The sequence below is a fragment of the Spirillospora sp. NPDC029432 genome (genome assembly GCF_040703975.1).
GTDB lineage: Bacteria > Actinomycetota > Actinomycetes > Streptosporangiales > Streptosporangiaceae > Spirillospora.
The window spans coordinates 114,550-131,202 of sequence record NZ_JBEZWH010000017.1 but is presented as its reverse complement, the minus strand read 5'-3'; the positions used below and the strand labels follow the sequence as shown (position 1 = coordinate 131,202).

The following is a 16,653-nucleotide window of genomic DNA, read 5'->3' as shown; positions in this document are numbered from 1 at the left end:
GGGGCACGTCATGGCACTTAACGACGACCCGGGCCGCGTCCTGCCGGCTCCGGCCGCGGTTCCCTCGCCGGTGGACGAGCGCGCCGCCGTCGCGCGGCTCGCGCCGGAGAGCCCGCTGCTGTTCCCCTGGGCGCGGCGGGCGCTGCGGGACATCGCCGGCTCCGGCGCCGCCCGCTTCCTGGTGGGGAGGACCCTGCCGGGCTGCTGGTCGGTGCTGCCCGGCGAGGGGGAGTGGCTCACGGTCCACGAGCCCGGCGGGCCTGGGGAGCCCGAGGGCGGCGCGCCGTCCACGGCCGTGGCGCACCGGACGGCGCGCGCCGCGGTGGCGGACGCGGCGGCGGGCGTCCTGGCCGCCGCCGGAGTACGGCTGACCAGCGGCATCCTGGAGCTGGCCACGATCATCATGCGGGACCCGCGGGACGGCCGGCCGTTCTGGAAGCCGGGCGCGGCCGGCGGCGAGATCAAGGCGCGCGGCGGCGGTCCGTCCGGCCCGCGTGCGGCCGGCCCCGGGGTGGCGATCGACTTCCTGGAGGGGCGCCCGCTCGGGTATTTCGCCTGCGCGCCGGGGCCGCCTCCGGAGCGGGGGGCGTACGCGACCGTCCATGAGATCTTCGAGCTGGCCGTGCTGAACCTGCTGCCGCCGGACCCCGAGGACGGGTCGGCCGAAGGCGTGGACCTGCCCGAGGGGACGGAGCTGGACGGCTTCGGCGACCAGGGCCAGGTCTTCCTGTTCACCCCCGAGACCCCGTTCGGCAGGCGCGGCCTGTGGGGTGCCCCCGCCAGGCACGAGCACCGGGCGTACCGGGTCCGGCGGCCGCTGCGCGCCTACCCGGGCTTCCCGGTGGCGGGCGCGGTGTCCCCGGCTCCGGCCATCGGGAAGCCGGCGGAGGGGCAGGGCTACTACCTCGTGGACACGGTCGCCGACCTGGTGCGCGCCGGGGACCTGGCCGAGATCTCCGCCTCCCGGCGGGGGGCCGCCTGATGGCCCTGGCCCCCGAGGAGATCGAGGCCCGGCTGGGCGCCGTGGCCGACCTGGTCAGGCCGCTGCTGCCGGCCGGCTGGCTGGACGCCACGCTGAGCTACCACGCGCTGGGGTCGTTCGAGGCCCTCACCCTGACCTGCTACGGCGCGGCCGACGGCGGGAGCGTCGCCGGCTCCGGCGTCGTGGAGCGGCTGCGCGACCTGCGCCGCGACTGCCATGACCCGGAGACGGGCACCTGGCCTGGCCTGACCCTCCATCTCGACTCCGCCGACGACCGGTGGGGCGTGGAGCCTGAGGACATCGAGGACTTCACCTGGCGCGCGGAGGTCACCCCGGACGACTGCGCGCTGGAACTGGCCGAGTTCCCCCGGCCGGACTGGCTGGTCCCGCCGTGGATGAACGCGCTCCTGGACCTGAAGCGGGCGGCCGACTCCTTCGACCCGGCGGAGATCCTGGCCCGGCCAAGGCCGGAGGACGCGCTGCTCGACGGCACCGACTCCGGCTACTTCGCGCGGGCCCGCGGCAGGCTGGACGACTTCCTCCCCGGCGGCGGGGACCGGGTCCTGATCGGCCGCCTGGAGGAGGGCCGCTGGTCGGTCGTGCCCGCGGGATCGGCCTGGCTGGCCGTCCGGTACGCGGGCGGCCGCTGCGAGTCCGGCCGCGCGTTCGCCGGGCCCAGGGAGGCGTTCGCGCATGCCGCGGCGCGGGTCATGGCGGCGGAGGGGATCCCGGTCGACAGTGATCTGCTGAAGGAGGCCCGCGTCCTCGGCAGGGGCGTCCGGCCCCGGAACGGCCTAGACGCCTGGACGCTCGACGACGCCGGCCGTGACGCGGTGGCGCTCACCGGCGATTCGCCGCGCCCGCCGGAGGAGGAGCGGGAGTCCTTCATCGCGCTGACCCCCCTCATGAACCGGCCGGGCGGATATTTCGTGTGCGAGTCCGGCCCGCCTCCCGGCGAAGGCCCCTTCATCGCGGTGCGCAAGGTCTTCGAACTGGCGCTCTCGAAGGCGCTGCCGCCGATGCGCGAGCGCCCACCCGCACCCGCTGCCGCGCCCGCCACCGCCTCCGCGGAGCCGGAGCCCGCGATGGGCCGGCCCGGTCCGGCGACCGTCCTGCCGGAGGGCACGGAGGTCGACGCGTACGAGCATCACGACCAGCGCCTCGTCTACTCCGTCGGCACTCCTGATCACCTGCGCGGGATGTACGACCACGGCAGGGCGCCGATCTACCACGCCTACCGCGTGGAGAAGCCGATCACCGCCGTTCCGGCGAGCCTCGCGCCGCTCCCGGCCTTCAGCGACGAGGAGGAGGCCGAGCGGGCCCGTACCGACCAGGGCCAGGGCTTCTACCTGGGGGCGGAGATCGGGGAGCTGCTCCGCTCGGGCCACCTGAGCGAGATCGGCGGCTCGCCGCCCGCCCCCCGGACCATCGCGCGGACGACGATCGACCTGACGGCCCCGCCGCCGTCCGGGGCCCCCGCCGTACGGCAGCGTCCGCGGCCCTACGACGTACGGCGCCGGGACGAGCTCCTGTCCCGGCTCAGGGAGCTCCTGGAGGGAGCGGCCCCGCAGGGCTGGGCGCGGATCGACCTGCGGATCGCGATGACCGTGGAGGTCGGCGAGATCGCGCTGGCCGTGGTGATGGCGGACGGCGGCCACGCCGAGGTGGAGCCGCCCTCCGGCATCGCCGAGATCGCCGCGGAGCTGCGGTCGATGATGTACCGGCCGGACGAGGGGACCTGGTTCGGGATGCGGTTCACGATGGACCCGCCCGGCGGCCACCAGGTCCACTACAACGAGGACTTCGACCCCGGATGGACCACGCCGCTCGCGCCGTCGGCCTGGCGGCACGACCTGAGCGTGTTCCCGCGAACGGCCGAGCACGTTCCCCGGTGGCTGCGTGACAGGCTCGGGGAGGGCGGCCGAGGCCGATGACCAGTGCGATCGCGGCCCGCGGAGGGGCGCTCCGACTTCGTATCGATGGATGGGAACGAGAACCGTGGTGAACGAGCCCGAGCCGCTGAACCCGGTCGAGCAGAACGATCTGCTGCTGGAGATCACCCTGCTGCTGACCCACACCCTGCCCGAGGGCTGGGAGGAGGCCACGGTGGCCTACCGCGCCCTGGGCTCGCACAGCGAGATGCTGGCGCAGTACCGGCGGGTGGGGCGGCGGCTGCCCAGCCCCTACGCGCCGCCGCCCGAGGTGGCGGAGCTGTTCGAGCGGCTGCGCGCGGGCATGTACCGATCCGGCCAGGGCACGTGGAACACCGCCACGTTCCGGCTCACCTACCCGTCGAGCTACGACGTCGACTACGACCGCGAGGGCGAGCCGAAGTGGGTGTCGGCGCCGCCGGACACCGCTCGCGACGAGGAGCTCCGGAAGTACCCGCGCGACGCGAGGTTCCTCCCGGAATGGCTCGGCGGGGAGGCCGGCGCCGAGGTCGGGGCGATGCCCATCGCCAAGCCGTACGAGGGCTCGGAGCCCGACGGCACCCCGATCCTCGCGCAGCGGCCCGACGTGCCGGCGGAGGAACGCGACGCGCTCGTCAACTACCTGGAGAAGGCGCCGATCCTGCTGGCGGCGCGCAGCTTCTCCGAGGACATGATGGACCCGCAGCGCGCGCCGTCCGTGCCGATGACGTACCACACCGACGGCACCTGGATCTGGCCGGGCGCGGTCGCCTACTACCTGCGCGCGCACGGCGTCGCGCCGGACCCGGAACTGGTCGCCCACGTCCGGGACAACGGCTTCGAGCTGCCCGACCTCCCGGAGCCCGTCCTGTCCGCCGCCCTGAAGTACCTCTACAGCACCTTCGAACGATGAGGCCGTCATGAGCGAACTGCCGCAGCCGCCGCAGCAGGCGGTGTCCGCCTCCTACGAGCCGACCACCGCGAGTCCGGTCGTCTACCTCCCGGTGATGCTGGACGGCGACCACGTCGGCTACCTGTGGGCGGGCGTGGACGACCGGTCGGCGACGTTCATCCGGCGCAACGAGTTCCTGGACCGGGCCCTGGAGACGCCGTTCGTGTGGATCCGGCGGCTCCGCGAGGCCCACGAGCGCGGGCTCCCCGCCAGGGAGGCGATCCGGGAATGGATCGGGCGCCCGGCGGACCCGGTGGGCGGGGAGATCCCCGCGGACGCGCAGGAGCGGGTCGCCGACCGGCTGGCCGACCTGTCCGAGCTGGCCAACCCCGGCGAGCGGCGGCCGCCGTGGGCCGCGCTCGACGAGGACCTGTTCTCCGGCGGCGCGGACCGCCGGCCACCGGAGCAGGGTCCGCTGGACTTCGACGGGCCGCCGAGCTACGACCTGGACACCGACGGCCCCGTCCGCTACCTGCCGGTCGTCAAGGACGAGGTCGTCCTGGGGTACCTGTGGGCGTCGGCGGGCGGGAACGCCGCGATGTACCTGCCCCGCGCCGACGCGGGCCTGGACGGCTCGAACGCCGCCACCGCGTGGATCCTCCGGCTGCGCGATCTGTACGCGGCGGACGTGCCCGCCGGGGAGGTCCTGGGCCGGTGCAGGGGCGTCCCGGACGACGGCCGGTCCGGGACGATCGCTCCGGACGTGCGGGAGGAGGAGGCCGAGAGCCTTCAGGAGCTCGAACGCCTGGCCTCCGTCTACGAGCAGTCGCTGCGCGTGTCGTACCTGCCCGCCAAGGAGGACCCGCAGGTCGCGGCGCGGCCGCCCCTCACGCCGGAGGAGCGCGAGGCGGTGCTCGACTACCTGCGGGACGCGCCCGTCGTGTTCGACCGCGGCGACCTGCTGGTGGACGAGTTCGACCCGGCCGAACCCGCCCGGATCCCCGACACGTTCCACACCGACGGACTCTGGGTCTGGCTCGGCGGCGTCGCGTACCACCTGGAGACCCACGGGATCCCGCCCGAGCCCGACCTCGTCGAGCACATCAGGCGGCACGACCACCGGCTCCCCGAGGTCGACGCCGTCGGCACCGCGCGGGCCGAGCGCACCCTGCGCTGGACCGGCTTCCTGGTTCCGCCCCTCGATCTTCCGCCCGAGAGCGAGTGATGGAGCAGCGCATGGCACCGCAGTCCGGCCTCCCGGCGGGCGAGCAGCGGCCGCGGCCGTACGATCCGGACCGCCATGAGGAGCTCGTGCAGCGGCTCGGACGGATCCTGCTGGAGATCGCGCCGTCCGGGTGGCGGCGGGTCGACCTGCGGGTCACGATGACCGCGGCGGTGTCGGACGTGGCGCTGACGGTGCTGATGCCGGACGGCGGCTCCACCGAGGTGGAGCCGCCCCGCGACTTCGCCGACATCGCCGCGGAGCTGCGGTCGATGATGTACGTGCCGGACGAGGGCACCTGGTTCGGGATGCGGTTCACGATGGACCCGCCCGACGAGTACAGGATCAGCTTCAACGGCGGGTCCGACCCGCACTGGGAACCGCCGATCCCGCCCGGGGTGTGGGCCCACGACCTGAGCGTGTTCCCCCGTACCGCCGAGCACATCCCGCCCTGGCTCCGCGCCAAGCTCGACTCAAGCTCGCCTCCAGCGAGTAGCGGGACTTCGTGACGGGCGCGGCCTCGCGTTACGGGGCGAGCCTCGCGCTGCGGGAGGGTCCGGGAGTCTCGTAGGCTTGGGGCGAGGAAAGGAGGGCCGGTGTCGGACCCGAGCTGGCAGAGCACCGTACTACGCGAACTTGGGGTGTCCCAGACCGGGCTGGCCGTTCCTGACAGCTCCGCTTACAACGGTCACGCGGACAACTCGGGCATGGCGCCGATCCACGACGTGCCGCCGCCGGCGCAGAGCGTCTGGGGCGGGGGCTCCACGGCCGCCCAGGAGACGCCGCACGCCCCCGAGCCGCAGCAGGCCCCGCCCGAGCAGCCGGTGGCGCCCCAGCCGCCCGTCCCACAGCCGCCTTCCCCTCAGCCGGCCTCGGCACCCACCCCACAGCCGCCTTCACCGCAGGCGCCCGCCCAGCAGCCGCCCGCGCCGCAGCCGCAGGCCCAGCCGGAGCCGCCGACGTTCCCCGCGCCGCCGCCCGCGCCCCCGGTGCCCGCCGCCGAGCCGCCCGCGCCCGCTCCCGTGCCGGAGCCGCAGGCCGCGCCGGAGCCGCAGGCGCCCGAGCCGCCGCAGCCCGGGGCGTTCGAGATCCCGCTCGTGGGCTTCCCGCAGGAGCTGCTCGGGGACCCCGCCGCGCCGGGACCGGACGCGTCGCCGCAGTACGACCAGCCGCACACCGGGGCGCAGCCCGCGCCCGCGCCGGTGCCGCCCGGCCCCGGCCAGCAGGGCCGGCGGGTGGACGCCGAGGAGCTGGTCGCCAAGAACCGGCACGGCGATCCGCTGCTCCGCCGGGTCGGCCGCGGCGTGATCAAGGGCCTGGGGTCGGGCGCGCAGGGCGTCCGCGAGATGGGCGAGGTCGCCGAGCTGCTCGGCCGGCAGGTGCCCAGCTACCGGCAGATCGCCGTGGTCAGCGTGCGCGGCGGCGCCGGCAAGACGACGATGGCGGCGCTGCTGTCGACCGAGCTGGCCCGGCACCGGCAGGACCGGGTGCTGGCCGTCGACGCCGACGCCGAGCTGGGGTCGCTGCCGCTGCGGCTCGGGGTGAGCTCGGAGTACTCGCTGTTCGACCTGGCCGGCCGGCAGCCGCAGACGTTCGAGGAGGCGACGCCCTACCTGGCCCGGACGCGCGACGGCCTGTGGGTGCTACCCGCCAGCCGGAACGGCCGGATCGCCGGGGAGTTCACGCTGGAGACGTTCCAGCAGGCGCTCGGCGCCGTCAACCGCTACTTCGGGGCCGCGGTCGTCGACTGCGGCGCCGGCATCCTCACCGAGCTGCACGGCGGCATCCTGGCCACCACGCACGCGCAGGTGCTGGTGACGCCCGGCACGGTCGACGGCGCGCTGAGCGCCCGCGGCGCGCTGGAGTGGTTCACCGCGAACGGTCAGGGCGCGCTGCTGCAGCGCACGGTCATCGCGATGGTGACGCACGCGCCGCACGGCGGCGCCGACATCGACCGCGCGGTGCAGATGCTGAACGAGGGAGGCATGCACGTGGTCCAGGTGCCCTACGACCGGCATCTGGCCACGGGCAGCTCCGTGAGCCTGGACAAGCTGGGCGGCGCCACCAGGAGCGCCGTGACCAAGGTGGCCGCGGACGTGTTCGGGCGGGCGCTGGGGCTGTCGGGGGTGGCGCGGTGAGCAGCGACCTCGTCGCCCTGGTCCGGAGCGAGCCGGACGTGTACGCCGTCGCCGACGGCCTGGTCGCGCTGGGCGAGCCGGTGGAGCTGGTCGGCGGGCCGTTCCAGGCGGTACGGGTCCGCGACCAGGGCGGCCGGGTGCTGGTGTCGATCGAGGACCCGGTGCTGGTCGAGGCGCCCGGCGAGGTGGCCCGGCTGCTGGGGCGGCCGGCCGCCGAGCGGTTCGCCGCCCCGGTGTGGTGGGTGGACGTGCGCGCGGTCGCCGACGTCCCGGAGGCGTCCCGGGTGGCGCGCCGGTTCGCCGAGGCGCTGGCGCACTGGGCCGGCGGCACGGTCTGGCCGGAGCTGCCGGCCGAGCCGGCCGCGCTGAGCTGGAAGGCCACCGGCGCGGCGGCGGCTCCGGAGGGGTAGCCGGAGCGCCGCCGGCGCGGCGGTGCGTCAGCTGCTGAAGCGCAGCGTGTTCAGGACTTCCGTGCCGAGCTCGTCGCCGGCCTTGTAGACCGAGCCGTCGCGGTCGCCGACCGCGCCGCCCCGGGCCCAGTACGACTGCGCGTACACGACGCGCGAGTCGAGCGTCCATGCCTTGGTCCAGGAGTCGGGCTCCTCGGTCGGCACCGGCAGGCCGCTGGTGGAGGACGGCTTCAGCAGCTTGGGCCAGCCCTTGGAGTTCACCGCGCGGCTGATCGCGCCGGCGTCCGAGGACGAGCCCAGCTTCATGATCGAGATGACGGTGACGATGTTGCGCGTCGGGCTGGCGTAGGCCGCCGAGTACAGCTGGTCGGTGCAGGGGTAGATCCGCAGCCGGCCGGCCAGCACGGTGTTGGCGCGCGAGGTGCAGCTGCTGGTGTTGATGCCCGCCTGGGTGTACGTGCTGCCGTCCGCGGTGCGGATGGACGACTTCAGCACGCTCCGCGGGTCGCCGTCGGACGTGGGCCGGGGCGTCGGGGCGTCCGAGGTCGGGTACGTGTAGGTCGGCCGCGGCGAGGTGATGTCGCGGTCGTCGTCATCGTCGCCGGCGAGGACGACGAAGGCGCCCGCGCCGATCACGACCAGCGCCAGGATGGCGCCGACGATCAGCAGGATGACGAGCCCGCCGCCGCCGCTCTTGCGGGGCGGCGGCATGCCGCCCGGCATACCGGGGCCGGGGGGCATGCCCATCCCGGGCGGCGGCGGGGGCATCGGCGGGCCGGGCGGGCCGAACGGCGGCTGTCCGGGGGGATTCATGGGCACTCCAAAGCCGTTTTGCAGATCAGGGGTTCCCTGTCAAGATCAGGCCAGGGTACGACACCTTTTTGGCCGGAACCGGCCAGATCGAGCATCGTACCCGGGCCCGATTCGAGCGAACTCTTTGCGTCCGGGGCGCTCCAGAGCGTGCGAAGAACGTCGCATCCCCGTCGAAACCCCGTCAGAACTCCGACGCGATGGAGGTCAGGACCGTTCCACCGTGTTCGGCCGTCCCGGGGGCGGCGCCGTACCCGTACAGAGCACCCGAAGTCGGAAGTCTGTCGCCGCGCCTCGGTAGAGTGCCCGCAGTGATCCAAGCTCACGGATGAGGATGCCGCGTTGAGCGCACCACCCCCCTACCAGCCCGGCCCGCCGCCGCCTCCTCCGGGAGGCCCGTACGGCGGCGGTCCGATGCCGCCCCCGCCACCGTTCCCGCCCGGAGGGGGCCCGCCCATGCCCCCGACGCCCGGCCCGCCGGGACCGCCCAAGGGCAACGGCAACGCCGTGATCGCCGTCCTCGCCGGGGGCCTCGCCGTGCTGGTCGCCATCGGCGTCGTGGCGTTCCTGGTGCTGTCGAGCGACGGCGGCCGCAAGCGCAAGCGGGCCGGCAGCAGCATCGTGGTGCCGACCGCGACCATCCCGACCCCGCCCAGCATCGACGTGCCGTCGTCGGCGCCCACGCCGACCTCGACCGGGCCCCGCGACGTCGAGCTGAGCCCCACGTTCTTCGCCACCAGCGTGCAGACGTCCCGCGGCACGTACCGCCAGTCGAGCAACTGGGCGAGGGCCTGCAGCGCCGAGGCCAAGCCGCAGCTGGCGGCGCTGCTCAGGCGTACGCCGTGCGAGGGTCGGCTGCGCGGGGCGATGTACCAGAGCCCCAACAAGAGCGTGTACGTGCAGATGACCGCGATGAAGTTCGCGACGGAGGCGGACGCCCGCAAGGTCTCGCGCGCCGTCAACGCCAACGTCGCACCGAAGATCCGTGTCGCGTACGGCAACGAGCCCGGCCACTGGTGGTCGTCCTCGTCGTACGGCAACCACGTGCTGATCCGGCAGTCGTTCGTGAACGAGTCCCGCAACCCGGGTTCCCGGAACGGCCCCGCGCAGACCTACGGGGACACCCTGATCCGCAAGTTCCACGCGGTCCTGGGCAACCTCTACATCTGGGCCGACTGAGCGGCGCCTAGCCCGCGGCCGCCTGTGCCGTGCGCAGATGCTGCATCAGCGTGCGGTGCCGCTGCCACCCCTCGGGGGAGCGGCCGTCGCCCAGCGGGAAGAACGTGAGCGGCGCGCGGGTCGGGCCGACCTGCTGGCCGGGCAGCCCGGGCGGGCCCGTGACGGTACCGCTCACGGCCATGGCCAGCGGGCCGGGGGCGCCGGTCCAGCGCGGCTCGGTGGTCAGGTCGCTGCGGCCCGGGATGAGCTGCGCGAACAGCGACAGGATCGGCTGCTCGCCCGCCAGCGCGCCGACCAGCGACGGCAGGTGCTGGACGGGCGGCGGGTCCTCGTGCGTGTAGCCGATCGTGGCGGTGCCGACCTCGGCCATCGCGCCGCCGCCGGCGCCGGAGAACTCGCAGATCGCCTGGGCCGGGCGCGGCCCGTCCCCGACGACGAAGAGGCGGGCGCCGTTGCGGCCCCGCGCGTATTCGGTGAGCAGGTCGGCGCGCCAGGTGTGCGACAGCGGCTCGGCCGGCCCCCAGCCGGTGGGCGCCATGCCCGTGAGGAGCTTCAGCAGCCGCTCCACCGCGCCGCCCACGTTGCCTTCGGCGCCGTACCGGATCCGGTACGTGAGGCTGAGCTGCGCGCCGATCGGCGCGCCCGGCCGGGTGGTGAAGCCCGGCGCGTAGTCGCGCGCCTCGGGCACGGGCACGAACGTCCCGTCGCTCCACTGGAGGGGGCGGCCGGTGAGCCCCTCGTAGTAGCCGGTGCCGTCGCGCACGACCCACTGCATGCCGGATCCGGCCGCGGCGGCGCGCAGCGGCAGCGAGAGCCGCGAGTCCAGCGGCGTGACCAGCTGCAGGGTGCGGCCCGTCTCGCCGCAGTCGGCCAGGGTCTCGGCCAGCCAGGCGGTCAGCGGCACGACCGGGCGGTCCTGCAGCACGACCATGGCCTGGTCGGTCAGTACGTCTACGGTGCTCATCCTCACCCGAGTCTAGTCCTGTGCCCGGACGCGTCCGGGCGGGCACCTGGGGCCGGCGGCAGGAAGTTTTCCGTGGCGGCGGTGACTCATGTCCTGCTTGTGCTGAAATGTTACGGATGCAGCACCTGGCCGCTCCCGATCGCGTGTACTTCACCGGTGGCGCGCCCCCGACGCCGGAACCGCCGGAGCGGGGGCGCGGCTGGCGCGTGCTCGGGGGACTGTCGATCGCGCTGTCGGTGCTGCTCGTGGCCGGCAGCCTCACCGCGTACGGGTTCTGGCGCCGGCTGGACGGCCAGATCACCCGCGAGAACGTCGACGGCAAGCTCGGCGACGACCGGCCGGCCAAGCTCAACAGCTCCATGAACATCCTGGTCATCGGCTCCGACAGCCGCGAGGGCGAGAACGCCCGCTACGGCACCGAGCAGGGCCGGCGCTCCGACACCGCGATCCTGCTGCACCTGTCGCCCGGCGGCGAGCGCGCCATCGGGATCAGCTTCCCGCGCGACTCGATGGTGCAGATCCCGACCTGCAAGAAGACCGGCGGCGGCACCGTCCCGGCCCGGCTCGACATGATCAACTCCGCGTACGCGCAGGGCGGCCCCGCCTGCACCTGGAAGACCATCGAGTCGATCACCGACATCCGGATCGACCACTACGTCGAGATCGACTTCTCCGGCTTCACGCGCGTCGTGGACGCGCTGGGCGGCGTCGAGATCTGCGTCCCCAAGGCGGTCCACGACCCCAAGGCCGAGCTGCACCTCCGCGCGGGCCGGCAGACCGTCCGCGGCGCGGCGGCGCTCGGCTACGTCCGCACCCGCACCGGCGGCCTCGGCGACGGCTCCGACCTGTCGCGGATCAAACGGCAGCAGGCGTTCATGGCCTCGGTCGTGAAGAAGGCCACCGACAAGGGCATGCTGGCCGACCCCGGCAAGGCGTACGCGTTCCTGTCCGCGGTCGCCAGCTCCATCAAGGCCGACGACCGGCTCACCATGTCGGCGATGCAGAAACTCGCCGGCGGGCTGCGCGGGATGAGCGCGGGCAAGGTCCGCTTCGTGACCGTTCCGTACCAGGCGTACCCGCCGGACCCGCGGAACCGCGTCCAGATCAACCAGGCGCAGGCCAAGCCGCTCTTCCGGGCGATCCGCGAGGACAACGCCGTCCCCGAACCGGCACCGCCCGTGAAGCAGGCCGGCCAGGGCGCCCCGAAACCGGTGCCGCCGGCGCAGGTGAAGGTCGCGGTCTACAACGCGACCCGTACCGACGGCCTAGGGCAGCGCACCGCCGACCAGCTCACGGAGAAGGGCTTCCAGGTCGTCAAGGTCGGCACCCGCCGGAACCGCTCCGACGACGCCAGAACGCAGATCCTCTTCGGCCCCGGCGCCCGCCCGCAGGCGGCCGCCCTCGCCGCCGCCCTCCCCGGCCACCCCCCGAAACTCTGGCAGTCCGGCCGCCCCGGCCAGGTCTACCTGATCATCGGCTCGGACGGCGCGGACCTCCCGGGCGCGGCGAAGACCGTCCCGAAGGTCGTCGGCGAGATCCGAGCAGATCAGGACGTTTGCGCCCAGACCTGAGAGCCGCCCGCCGAACCCGATATGTTGGCCGCGCTAAACCTAAAAGCCCCCTCAGGCGTCCCTTGTAGGACGTAACCCCTCATGTCCCTGCCGCCCATGTCCTCCCAGCCCGTTCCCGACCCCTCGCTCCCCCCGACCTCGGAGCCGTCCCCCCGCCTCGGGCTCCGCCGGGCCGGTCACGGCCCGCCTCCCGAAATGGACAGCATGCGCCCCGAACCCTTCGCGCTTCTCATGACCGTCTACGGCGGTGACCGGGAGGAGTATGTCCGGGCGGCCTTCCGGAGCGCGGTGCACGACCAGCTGCGCCGGCCCGACCAGGTGGTGCTCGTCCAAGACGGCCCGATCGACGCCGGTCTCGGCCGCTGCCTGGCCGAACTCCTCGACGGCTGCCCGGTCGAGGCGACGTTCGTCCGGCTGGCCGACAACGGGGGGCTCGGCCCGGCGCTGGACGCGGGGCTGCAGGCCAGCCGGTACGACATCGTGGCCCGGATGGACGCCGACGACGTGGCCATGCCGCACCGGTTCCGGCTCCAGGTGCCGCTGGTGGAGGCGGGCGCCGACCTGGTCGGCGCGGGACTGCTGGAGTTCGGCACCGACCTCAGCGACATCGTCGGCCGCCGCACCCCGCCGAGCGACCCGGGCGACATCGCCCGCTACTCGCGGCTGCACGACCCGTTCAACCATCCGACGGTGGTGTACCGGCGCAGCGCGGTGATCGCCGCCGGCGGCTACGGCGACCTGCCGCTGATGGAGGACTACTGGCTGTTCGTCCGCATGATCGCGAACGGTGCGCGGGTGGAGAACGTCGCCGAGCCGCTGGTCTACTACCGGGTCGGGGACGGCGCCTACGAGCGCCGCGGCGGCCCCGCGCTGCTGCGCTCGGAGCTGCGGCTGCAGCGCGAGATGCGCCGGGAGGGCTTCATCTCGCAGCCCCAGTACCTGCGCAACGTCGTGGTCCGCGGCGGCTACCGGCTCGTGCCGACACTGATCCGGCGCCCGGTGTACCGCTGGATCGTGGCCCCGTACGGCGCCCGGCGCAACCGCTCGCGGCTGCGCGGCACGCCGGGCGGGCACCGGGGCGCGGCCGGGGCGGCCTGGCCGCGCGAGCCGTACGTGCCGCGCCACTCGCGCGACCGCGCCCCCGAGAGGCTCTACAGCCCTCAGGAAGCCGCGAAGCCCGGTCCCGAGCACCCCTAGGGGCGCCGGGGGCGCATGCCCGGACCGGCGTCCTCCGGCCCGGGCGCGCGCGTCCGCTCAGGGGACGGGACGGTCCCACAGCACCGGCTGCTCGCTCGTCCGCCCGGCGCTGCTGCCCACGCCGAGCAGCCGCTCCTTGAACGTCGCCAGCCCCGCGATCGTCTGCTGGCCGTCGCCCGCCAGGCCCTCGCCGCCGGGCTTGGCCGCCTTCCAGGCCGAGCCGTCGGTGGAGGTCCACGAGATGACGTCGGTGGAGTTCTGCGGCCCGCCCGTACCGGTGAGGGCGAGCCCCTTCGGGGTGGCGGCCAGCGCCGTCACCTGGACGTTCGTGGTGTCCTCAGGGGTGGGGAGGCGGGTCTCCTTCCACGTCTTGCCCCCGTCGGTGGACAGGTAGGCCAGCGGGGTCGCGCCCATGGCGCCCGCGGCCACCACGACGTCGCCCTTGGCCGCGACATGGGTCAGCGAACCCTCGGCGGCGCCGCCGGGCAGCTGGAGCTGCTGCAGCGTCCACTGCTTGCCGTCCGGCGAGGTCCACACCGCGGGGCGGGCCGCCGGGCCGTTCCCGACGGCGGCGTCGCGCAGGCCGCCGACCGCCACGAACCCGGACTTGGCGGCGGCCACACCGCGCAGCCAGCGGTTCGAGTTGGGCAGCGCCTCCAGGCCGTTCTTGCCGACGCTGGCGCCGCGTTCCCAGTTCTTGAGGTCGGCCGAGAACCACACGGCCGCCGACAGCCCGTCCTCACCCGCAATCACGTAACCGGACGGGCCCGACGCGGCCGCGAAGGTGGACAGCGACGTGTTCCTGGCGGGCCGGAACCGGTCGCCCGAGTCGGCCGCCTCCCAGGTCGTGCCGTCCGCGGACGTGACGACCAGCGGGCGGCGCGGGTTGACCTGGTCGGAGCCGACGGCGAGCCAGCCCGCCGGGCCCGCGGTGACACCGGTGAGCTGCTGCGTGCCCGTCCGGGACAGGACGTTGTCGCCGCCCTGCCCGCGCGCCCACCGCTTGCCGTCCTGCGTGGTCCACACCGCGGCGTCGCCGCCCGAGCTGCCGACCGCGACCGCGCGGTCGGCCGCGGCGCCCACCGCCATGACCGCGTGGTCGGGACGGACCGCGCCCGGGACCTTGCCGAGATCGACCGGGACCTGCGCGCCCGAGCCGTCCCAGACGCCGAGCAGCGCGTCGAGGTCCCCGCTGGTGTCGTCGTTGCCGACCATGATGGTCTGGCCCTCGGCCATGGCGTGGCCGAACACGTTCCGGCCCTTCTGGACGCCGAGCGTGCCCGCGTCCTGCCACGAGGCGCCGTCCTGGCTGCGCGAGATCGCGATGTCGCGCCCGCGGACGACGATCGCCGCGTACCCCTGCGAGGAGGCCAGGACACGGCCGGTGCGCTGGTAGCCGTCCGACTCCAGCCGCCCGCTCTGCGTCCAGTTCTCGCCGTCCTTGGACAGGAACGCCTGGCCGTAGGCCTTGCCGCCGCCGCGGATCTCGCGGATCGCCAGGAAGCCGGTCGGCCCGCCGCCGACCATCAGGCCGCGGGTGCCCTTGGGCACCGGGACCTTCGACTCGGTCCAGGTGCCGCCGCCGTCGTCGGAACGGAAGACGCGGCGGCCCATCTGGGGCTTGTCCGCCCCGGGGTTGGCGGTGTGCAGCCCTTCGAGCAGCACGACGTTCCCGCTGGCCGCGGCCTCCAGGAACTGGATCTCGCCGCGCTCGAACGGCAGGCCCATCTTGTTGCCGTTCTTGGCCTCCCAGCGGGTGCCGTCCGCGGAGGTCCAGACGGCCGGCTCGGCGTCCTTGAAGTCGCCCTTCTCGGACGTGTCGCCGAACGCGAGGTAGCCGGAGTCGGACGCGACCACGCGCCGCACGCGGGACTTGGGCCCGAACGGCTGCCCCGCCATGTCGGGCTGGCGCCGCCAGCTGGTGCCGTCCTGGCTCGTCCACACCGCGCCGCCGCCGCCGGCGCGGACGCCGATCGCGACCCAGCCCTTGGCGGAGCCGGCGACCACGCGCGGCACTTCGCCGGGGGCGGGCTCGCCGCCGCCCGCGCCCTCGACCGGGGCCGACTTGAACGTGCGGCCGCCGTCCTCGGACACCAGGAACTGGCCGCGGGCCGCGCGTGAGTCGGCCTCGGCGCCGACCGCGACCACGGTGGCGCCCGCCGCCGCGACCGCGGTGAGCTGCTGGTCGCGCCCGTCGGTACGGGCGCCGGGGTCGGCGGCGAAGACCGAGCCGGCCAGCCGGGCGCCGGCGTCGCCGCCGCCGTCCCCGCCGGCCATGTTCACGACGAAGAACCCGCCGCCGGCCACCAGTGCGGCCGCGGCCAGGCCGCCGACACCGATGAGGATGCCCTTCTTGGCGCCCTTGCCCTTGCGCTTGCCCTTGGACTGCGTCGGGGTGCGCCACGGCTCGTCGATCTGCGGCGGCGGCGCCACCGGCTGCGGCTGCGGCTGCATGTGGGCCTGGGCCTGCTGCTGCGGGTGCGGCTGGCCGGGGATCTCCTGCGCCCACGGGAACGGCTCCGGCGCCGGCGGTGCGGACGGGGCCGGCTTCGCCGACGCGTCCGGGATCTCCTGTGCCCAGGGGAACGGCTCGGGCGCCGGCGGGGACGGCGGGGTCGGCGGGGTTGGAGTGGGCGCGGGCGCGCCGGGGATCTCCTGCGCCCACGGGAACGGCTCCGGAGCCGTGGGGGCGGGCGGGGCCGGAGCAGGCGGCGTCGGGGCCGGCAGCGGGGCCTCCGGGACGTCCTGCGCGTAGGGGAAGGGCAGCGGCGGCGGAGCCGGCGGGCCCTCGGGGGCCGGGGGCTTGGCCGCGGACTCGGCCACCGACTTCGCGTTCGGGATCTGCTCGGTGGCCGGTGCCGGCGCCGGCGGCTTGTGCGGGAACGCGGCGGTCTCGCCGGCGTCCGGAGAGGGCGCCGCCGGCGCGTTGCCGAACGGGACGTAGTCCGACAGGTCGGTGACCGTGACGTTCGGGTCCGCCGCCGGGGGCGGGGCGGAGCCGCCGGCCGCGCCCGGGTCGATGACCTGCGTGCTGCCCTGGCCGGGGTCGCCGGACGTCTCGTCGGCGGCCGTCCGCTCTTCCGCAGGGCCGGAACCGGTCTCGGCACCGGCTTCGGGAGGCAGGGGAGGCGGTTCAGGGAGCAGGTAGGCGCCGGGGCCCGCCTGCCCCTCGTCCAGCCACTGCGGAGGGGGCGGCGCCGCGGGGCCGGAGGAGTCCGGCCCGGTCCGGGGCCGGTCGCCGCCCTGCTCGTCGTCCGGAGGCTTCGGTGAGGTCACGGCCCGTCGTCTCCCCGTTTTCCGTGAGTCGTGCTCGTGGTCGTGGGCGCCGCTGACACCGGGGCGTCAACGCGCCGCATCGGATCATATCGGCGCCGGTGT

The 16,653-nt window shown here is 74.9% G+C and carries 13 protein-coding genes; 10 read left to right on the top strand and 3 right to left on the bottom strand.

Annotated features, from left to right (window positions below; translation table 11 throughout):
• The first annotated feature begins 10 nt into the window (after positions 1–10).
• The 7 genes from AB0881_RS16680 to AB0881_RS16650 all read left to right on the top strand — a co-directional run bounded on the left by AB0881_RS16680 (position 11) and on the right by AB0881_RS16650 (position 7,554).
• Positions 11–982: a glycohydrolase toxin TNT-related protein gene (locus AB0881_RS16680; RefSeq protein WP_366617781.1), complete on the top strand. Its 972-nt coding sequence runs from the start codon at positions 11–13 to the stop codon at positions 980–982.
• Entirely contained in the window at positions 982–2,916 is a 1,935-nt protein-coding gene (locus tag AB0881_RS16675) for a glycohydrolase toxin TNT-related protein (protein ID WP_366617780.1), read from the top strand. Before AB0881_RS16680 ends, AB0881_RS16675 begins: the two co-directional genes overlap by 1 nt.
• 49 nt (positions 2,917–2,965) lie before the next feature.
• Positions 2,966–3,805 carry a hypothetical protein gene (locus AB0881_RS16670; protein ID WP_366617779.1) on the top strand — a complete coding sequence of 280 codons (840 nt, stop codon included), beginning with the start codon at positions 2,966–2,968 and terminating at the stop codon, positions 3,803–3,805.
• A gap of 7 nt (positions 3,806–3,812) precedes the next feature.
• Positions 3,813–5,009: a hypothetical protein gene (locus AB0881_RS16665; protein ID WP_366617778.1), complete on the top strand. Its 1,197-nt coding sequence runs from the start codon at positions 3,813–3,815 to the stop codon at positions 5,007–5,009.
• Between the two features lie 11 nt (positions 5,010–5,020).
• A complete protein-coding gene (locus AB0881_RS16660; RefSeq protein WP_366617777.1) occupies positions 5,021–5,515 on the top strand; it encodes a hypothetical protein in 495 nt (164 codons plus the stop codon).
• A gap of 87 nt (positions 5,516–5,602) precedes the next feature.
• On the top strand, positions 5,603–7,144 hold the full coding sequence (locus tag AB0881_RS16655; protein ID WP_366617776.1) for a MinD/ParA family protein: 1,542 nt from the start codon (positions 5,603–5,605) through the stop codon (positions 7,142–7,144).
• The gene (locus tag AB0881_RS16650) at positions 7,141–7,554 is read left to right on the top strand and encodes a hypothetical protein (RefSeq protein WP_366617775.1); all 414 of its coding nucleotides are present in this window, start codon (positions 7,141–7,143) and stop codon (positions 7,552–7,554) included. The genes AB0881_RS16655 and AB0881_RS16650 overlap by 4 nt, the downstream gene beginning before the upstream one ends.
• Before the next feature lie 27 nt (positions 7,555–7,581).
• On the opposite strand, the gene AB0881_RS16645 is transcribed toward AB0881_RS16650, so the two are convergent.
• Positions 7,582–8,367, bottom strand: coding sequence for a hypothetical protein (locus AB0881_RS16645; RefSeq protein ID WP_366617774.1), 786 nt, complete (start codon positions 8,365–8,367; stop codon positions 7,582–7,584).
• A 453-nt stretch (positions 8,368–8,820) separates the two neighbouring features.
• On the opposite strand from AB0881_RS16645, the gene AB0881_RS16640 reads away from it, so the two are divergent.
• Positions 8,821–9,543, top strand: coding sequence for a hypothetical protein (locus AB0881_RS16640; RefSeq protein WP_366617773.1), 723 nt, complete (start codon positions 8,821–8,823; stop codon positions 9,541–9,543).
• Positions 9,544–9,550: 7 nt separating this feature from the next.
• On the opposite strand, the gene AB0881_RS16635 is transcribed toward AB0881_RS16640, so the two are convergent.
• On the bottom strand, positions 9,551–10,507 hold the full coding sequence (locus AB0881_RS16635; protein ID WP_366617772.1) for a DUF6177 family protein: 957 nt from the start codon (positions 10,505–10,507) through the stop codon (positions 9,551–9,553).
• 116 nt (positions 10,508–10,623) lie between these two features.
• On the opposite strand from AB0881_RS16635, the gene AB0881_RS16630 reads away from it, so the two are divergent.
• A complete protein-coding gene (locus tag AB0881_RS16630) occupies positions 10,624–12,078 on the top strand; it encodes an LCP family protein (RefSeq protein WP_366617771.1) in 1,455 nt (484 codons plus the stop codon).
• Positions 12,079–12,282: 204 nt separating this feature from the next.
• Positions 12,283–13,275, top strand: a complete 993-nt coding sequence (locus AB0881_RS16625) for a glycosyltransferase (protein ID WP_366617770.1) — start codon at positions 12,283–12,285, stop codon at positions 13,273–13,275.
• A gap of 57 nt (positions 13,276–13,332) precedes the next feature.
• On the opposite strand, the gene AB0881_RS16620 is transcribed toward AB0881_RS16625, so the two are convergent.
• Positions 13,333–16,551, bottom strand: a complete 3,219-nt coding sequence (locus AB0881_RS16620; RefSeq protein WP_366617769.1) for a hypothetical protein — start codon at positions 16,549–16,551, stop codon at positions 13,333–13,335.
• Between the last annotated feature and the right edge of the window lie 102 nt (positions 16,552–16,653).

Bases quoted from the DNA above. Each gene is read 5' to 3' on its own strand.
- AB0881_RS16680 (WP_366617781.1), top strand. From the start codon at position 11: ATGGCACTTAACGACGACCCGGGCCGCGTCCTGCCGGCTCCGGCCGCG.
- AB0881_RS16675 (WP_366617780.1), top strand. From the start codon at position 982: ATGGCCCTGGCCCCCGAGGAGATCGAGGCCCGGCTGGGCGCCGTGGCC.
- AB0881_RS16670 (WP_366617779.1), top strand. From the start codon at position 2,966: ATGGGAACGAGAACCGTGGTGAACGAGCCCGAGCCGCTGAACCCGGTC.
- AB0881_RS16665 (WP_366617778.1), top strand. From the start codon at position 3,813: ATGAGCGAACTGCCGCAGCCGCCGCAGCAGGCGGTGTCCGCCTCCTAC.
- AB0881_RS16660 (WP_366617777.1), top strand. From the start codon at position 5,021: ATGGCACCGCAGTCCGGCCTCCCGGCGGGCGAGCAGCGGCCGCGGCCG.
- AB0881_RS16645 (WP_366617774.1), bottom strand. From the start codon at position 8,367: ATGAATCCCCCCGGACAGCCGCCGTTCGGCCCGCCCGGCCCGCCGATG.
- AB0881_RS16640 (WP_366617773.1), top strand. From the start codon at position 8,821: ATGCCCCCGACGCCCGGCCCGCCGGGACCGCCCAAGGGCAACGGCAAC.
- AB0881_RS16635 (WP_366617772.1), bottom strand. From the start codon at position 10,507: ATGAGCACCGTAGACGTACTGACCGACCAGGCCATGGTCGTGCTGCAG.
- AB0881_RS16630 (WP_366617771.1), top strand. From the start codon at position 10,624: ATGCAGCACCTGGCCGCTCCCGATCGCGTGTACTTCACCGGTGGCGCG.
- AB0881_RS16625 (WP_366617770.1), top strand. From the start codon at position 12,283: ATGCGCCCCGAACCCTTCGCGCTTCTCATGACCGTCTACGGCGGTGAC.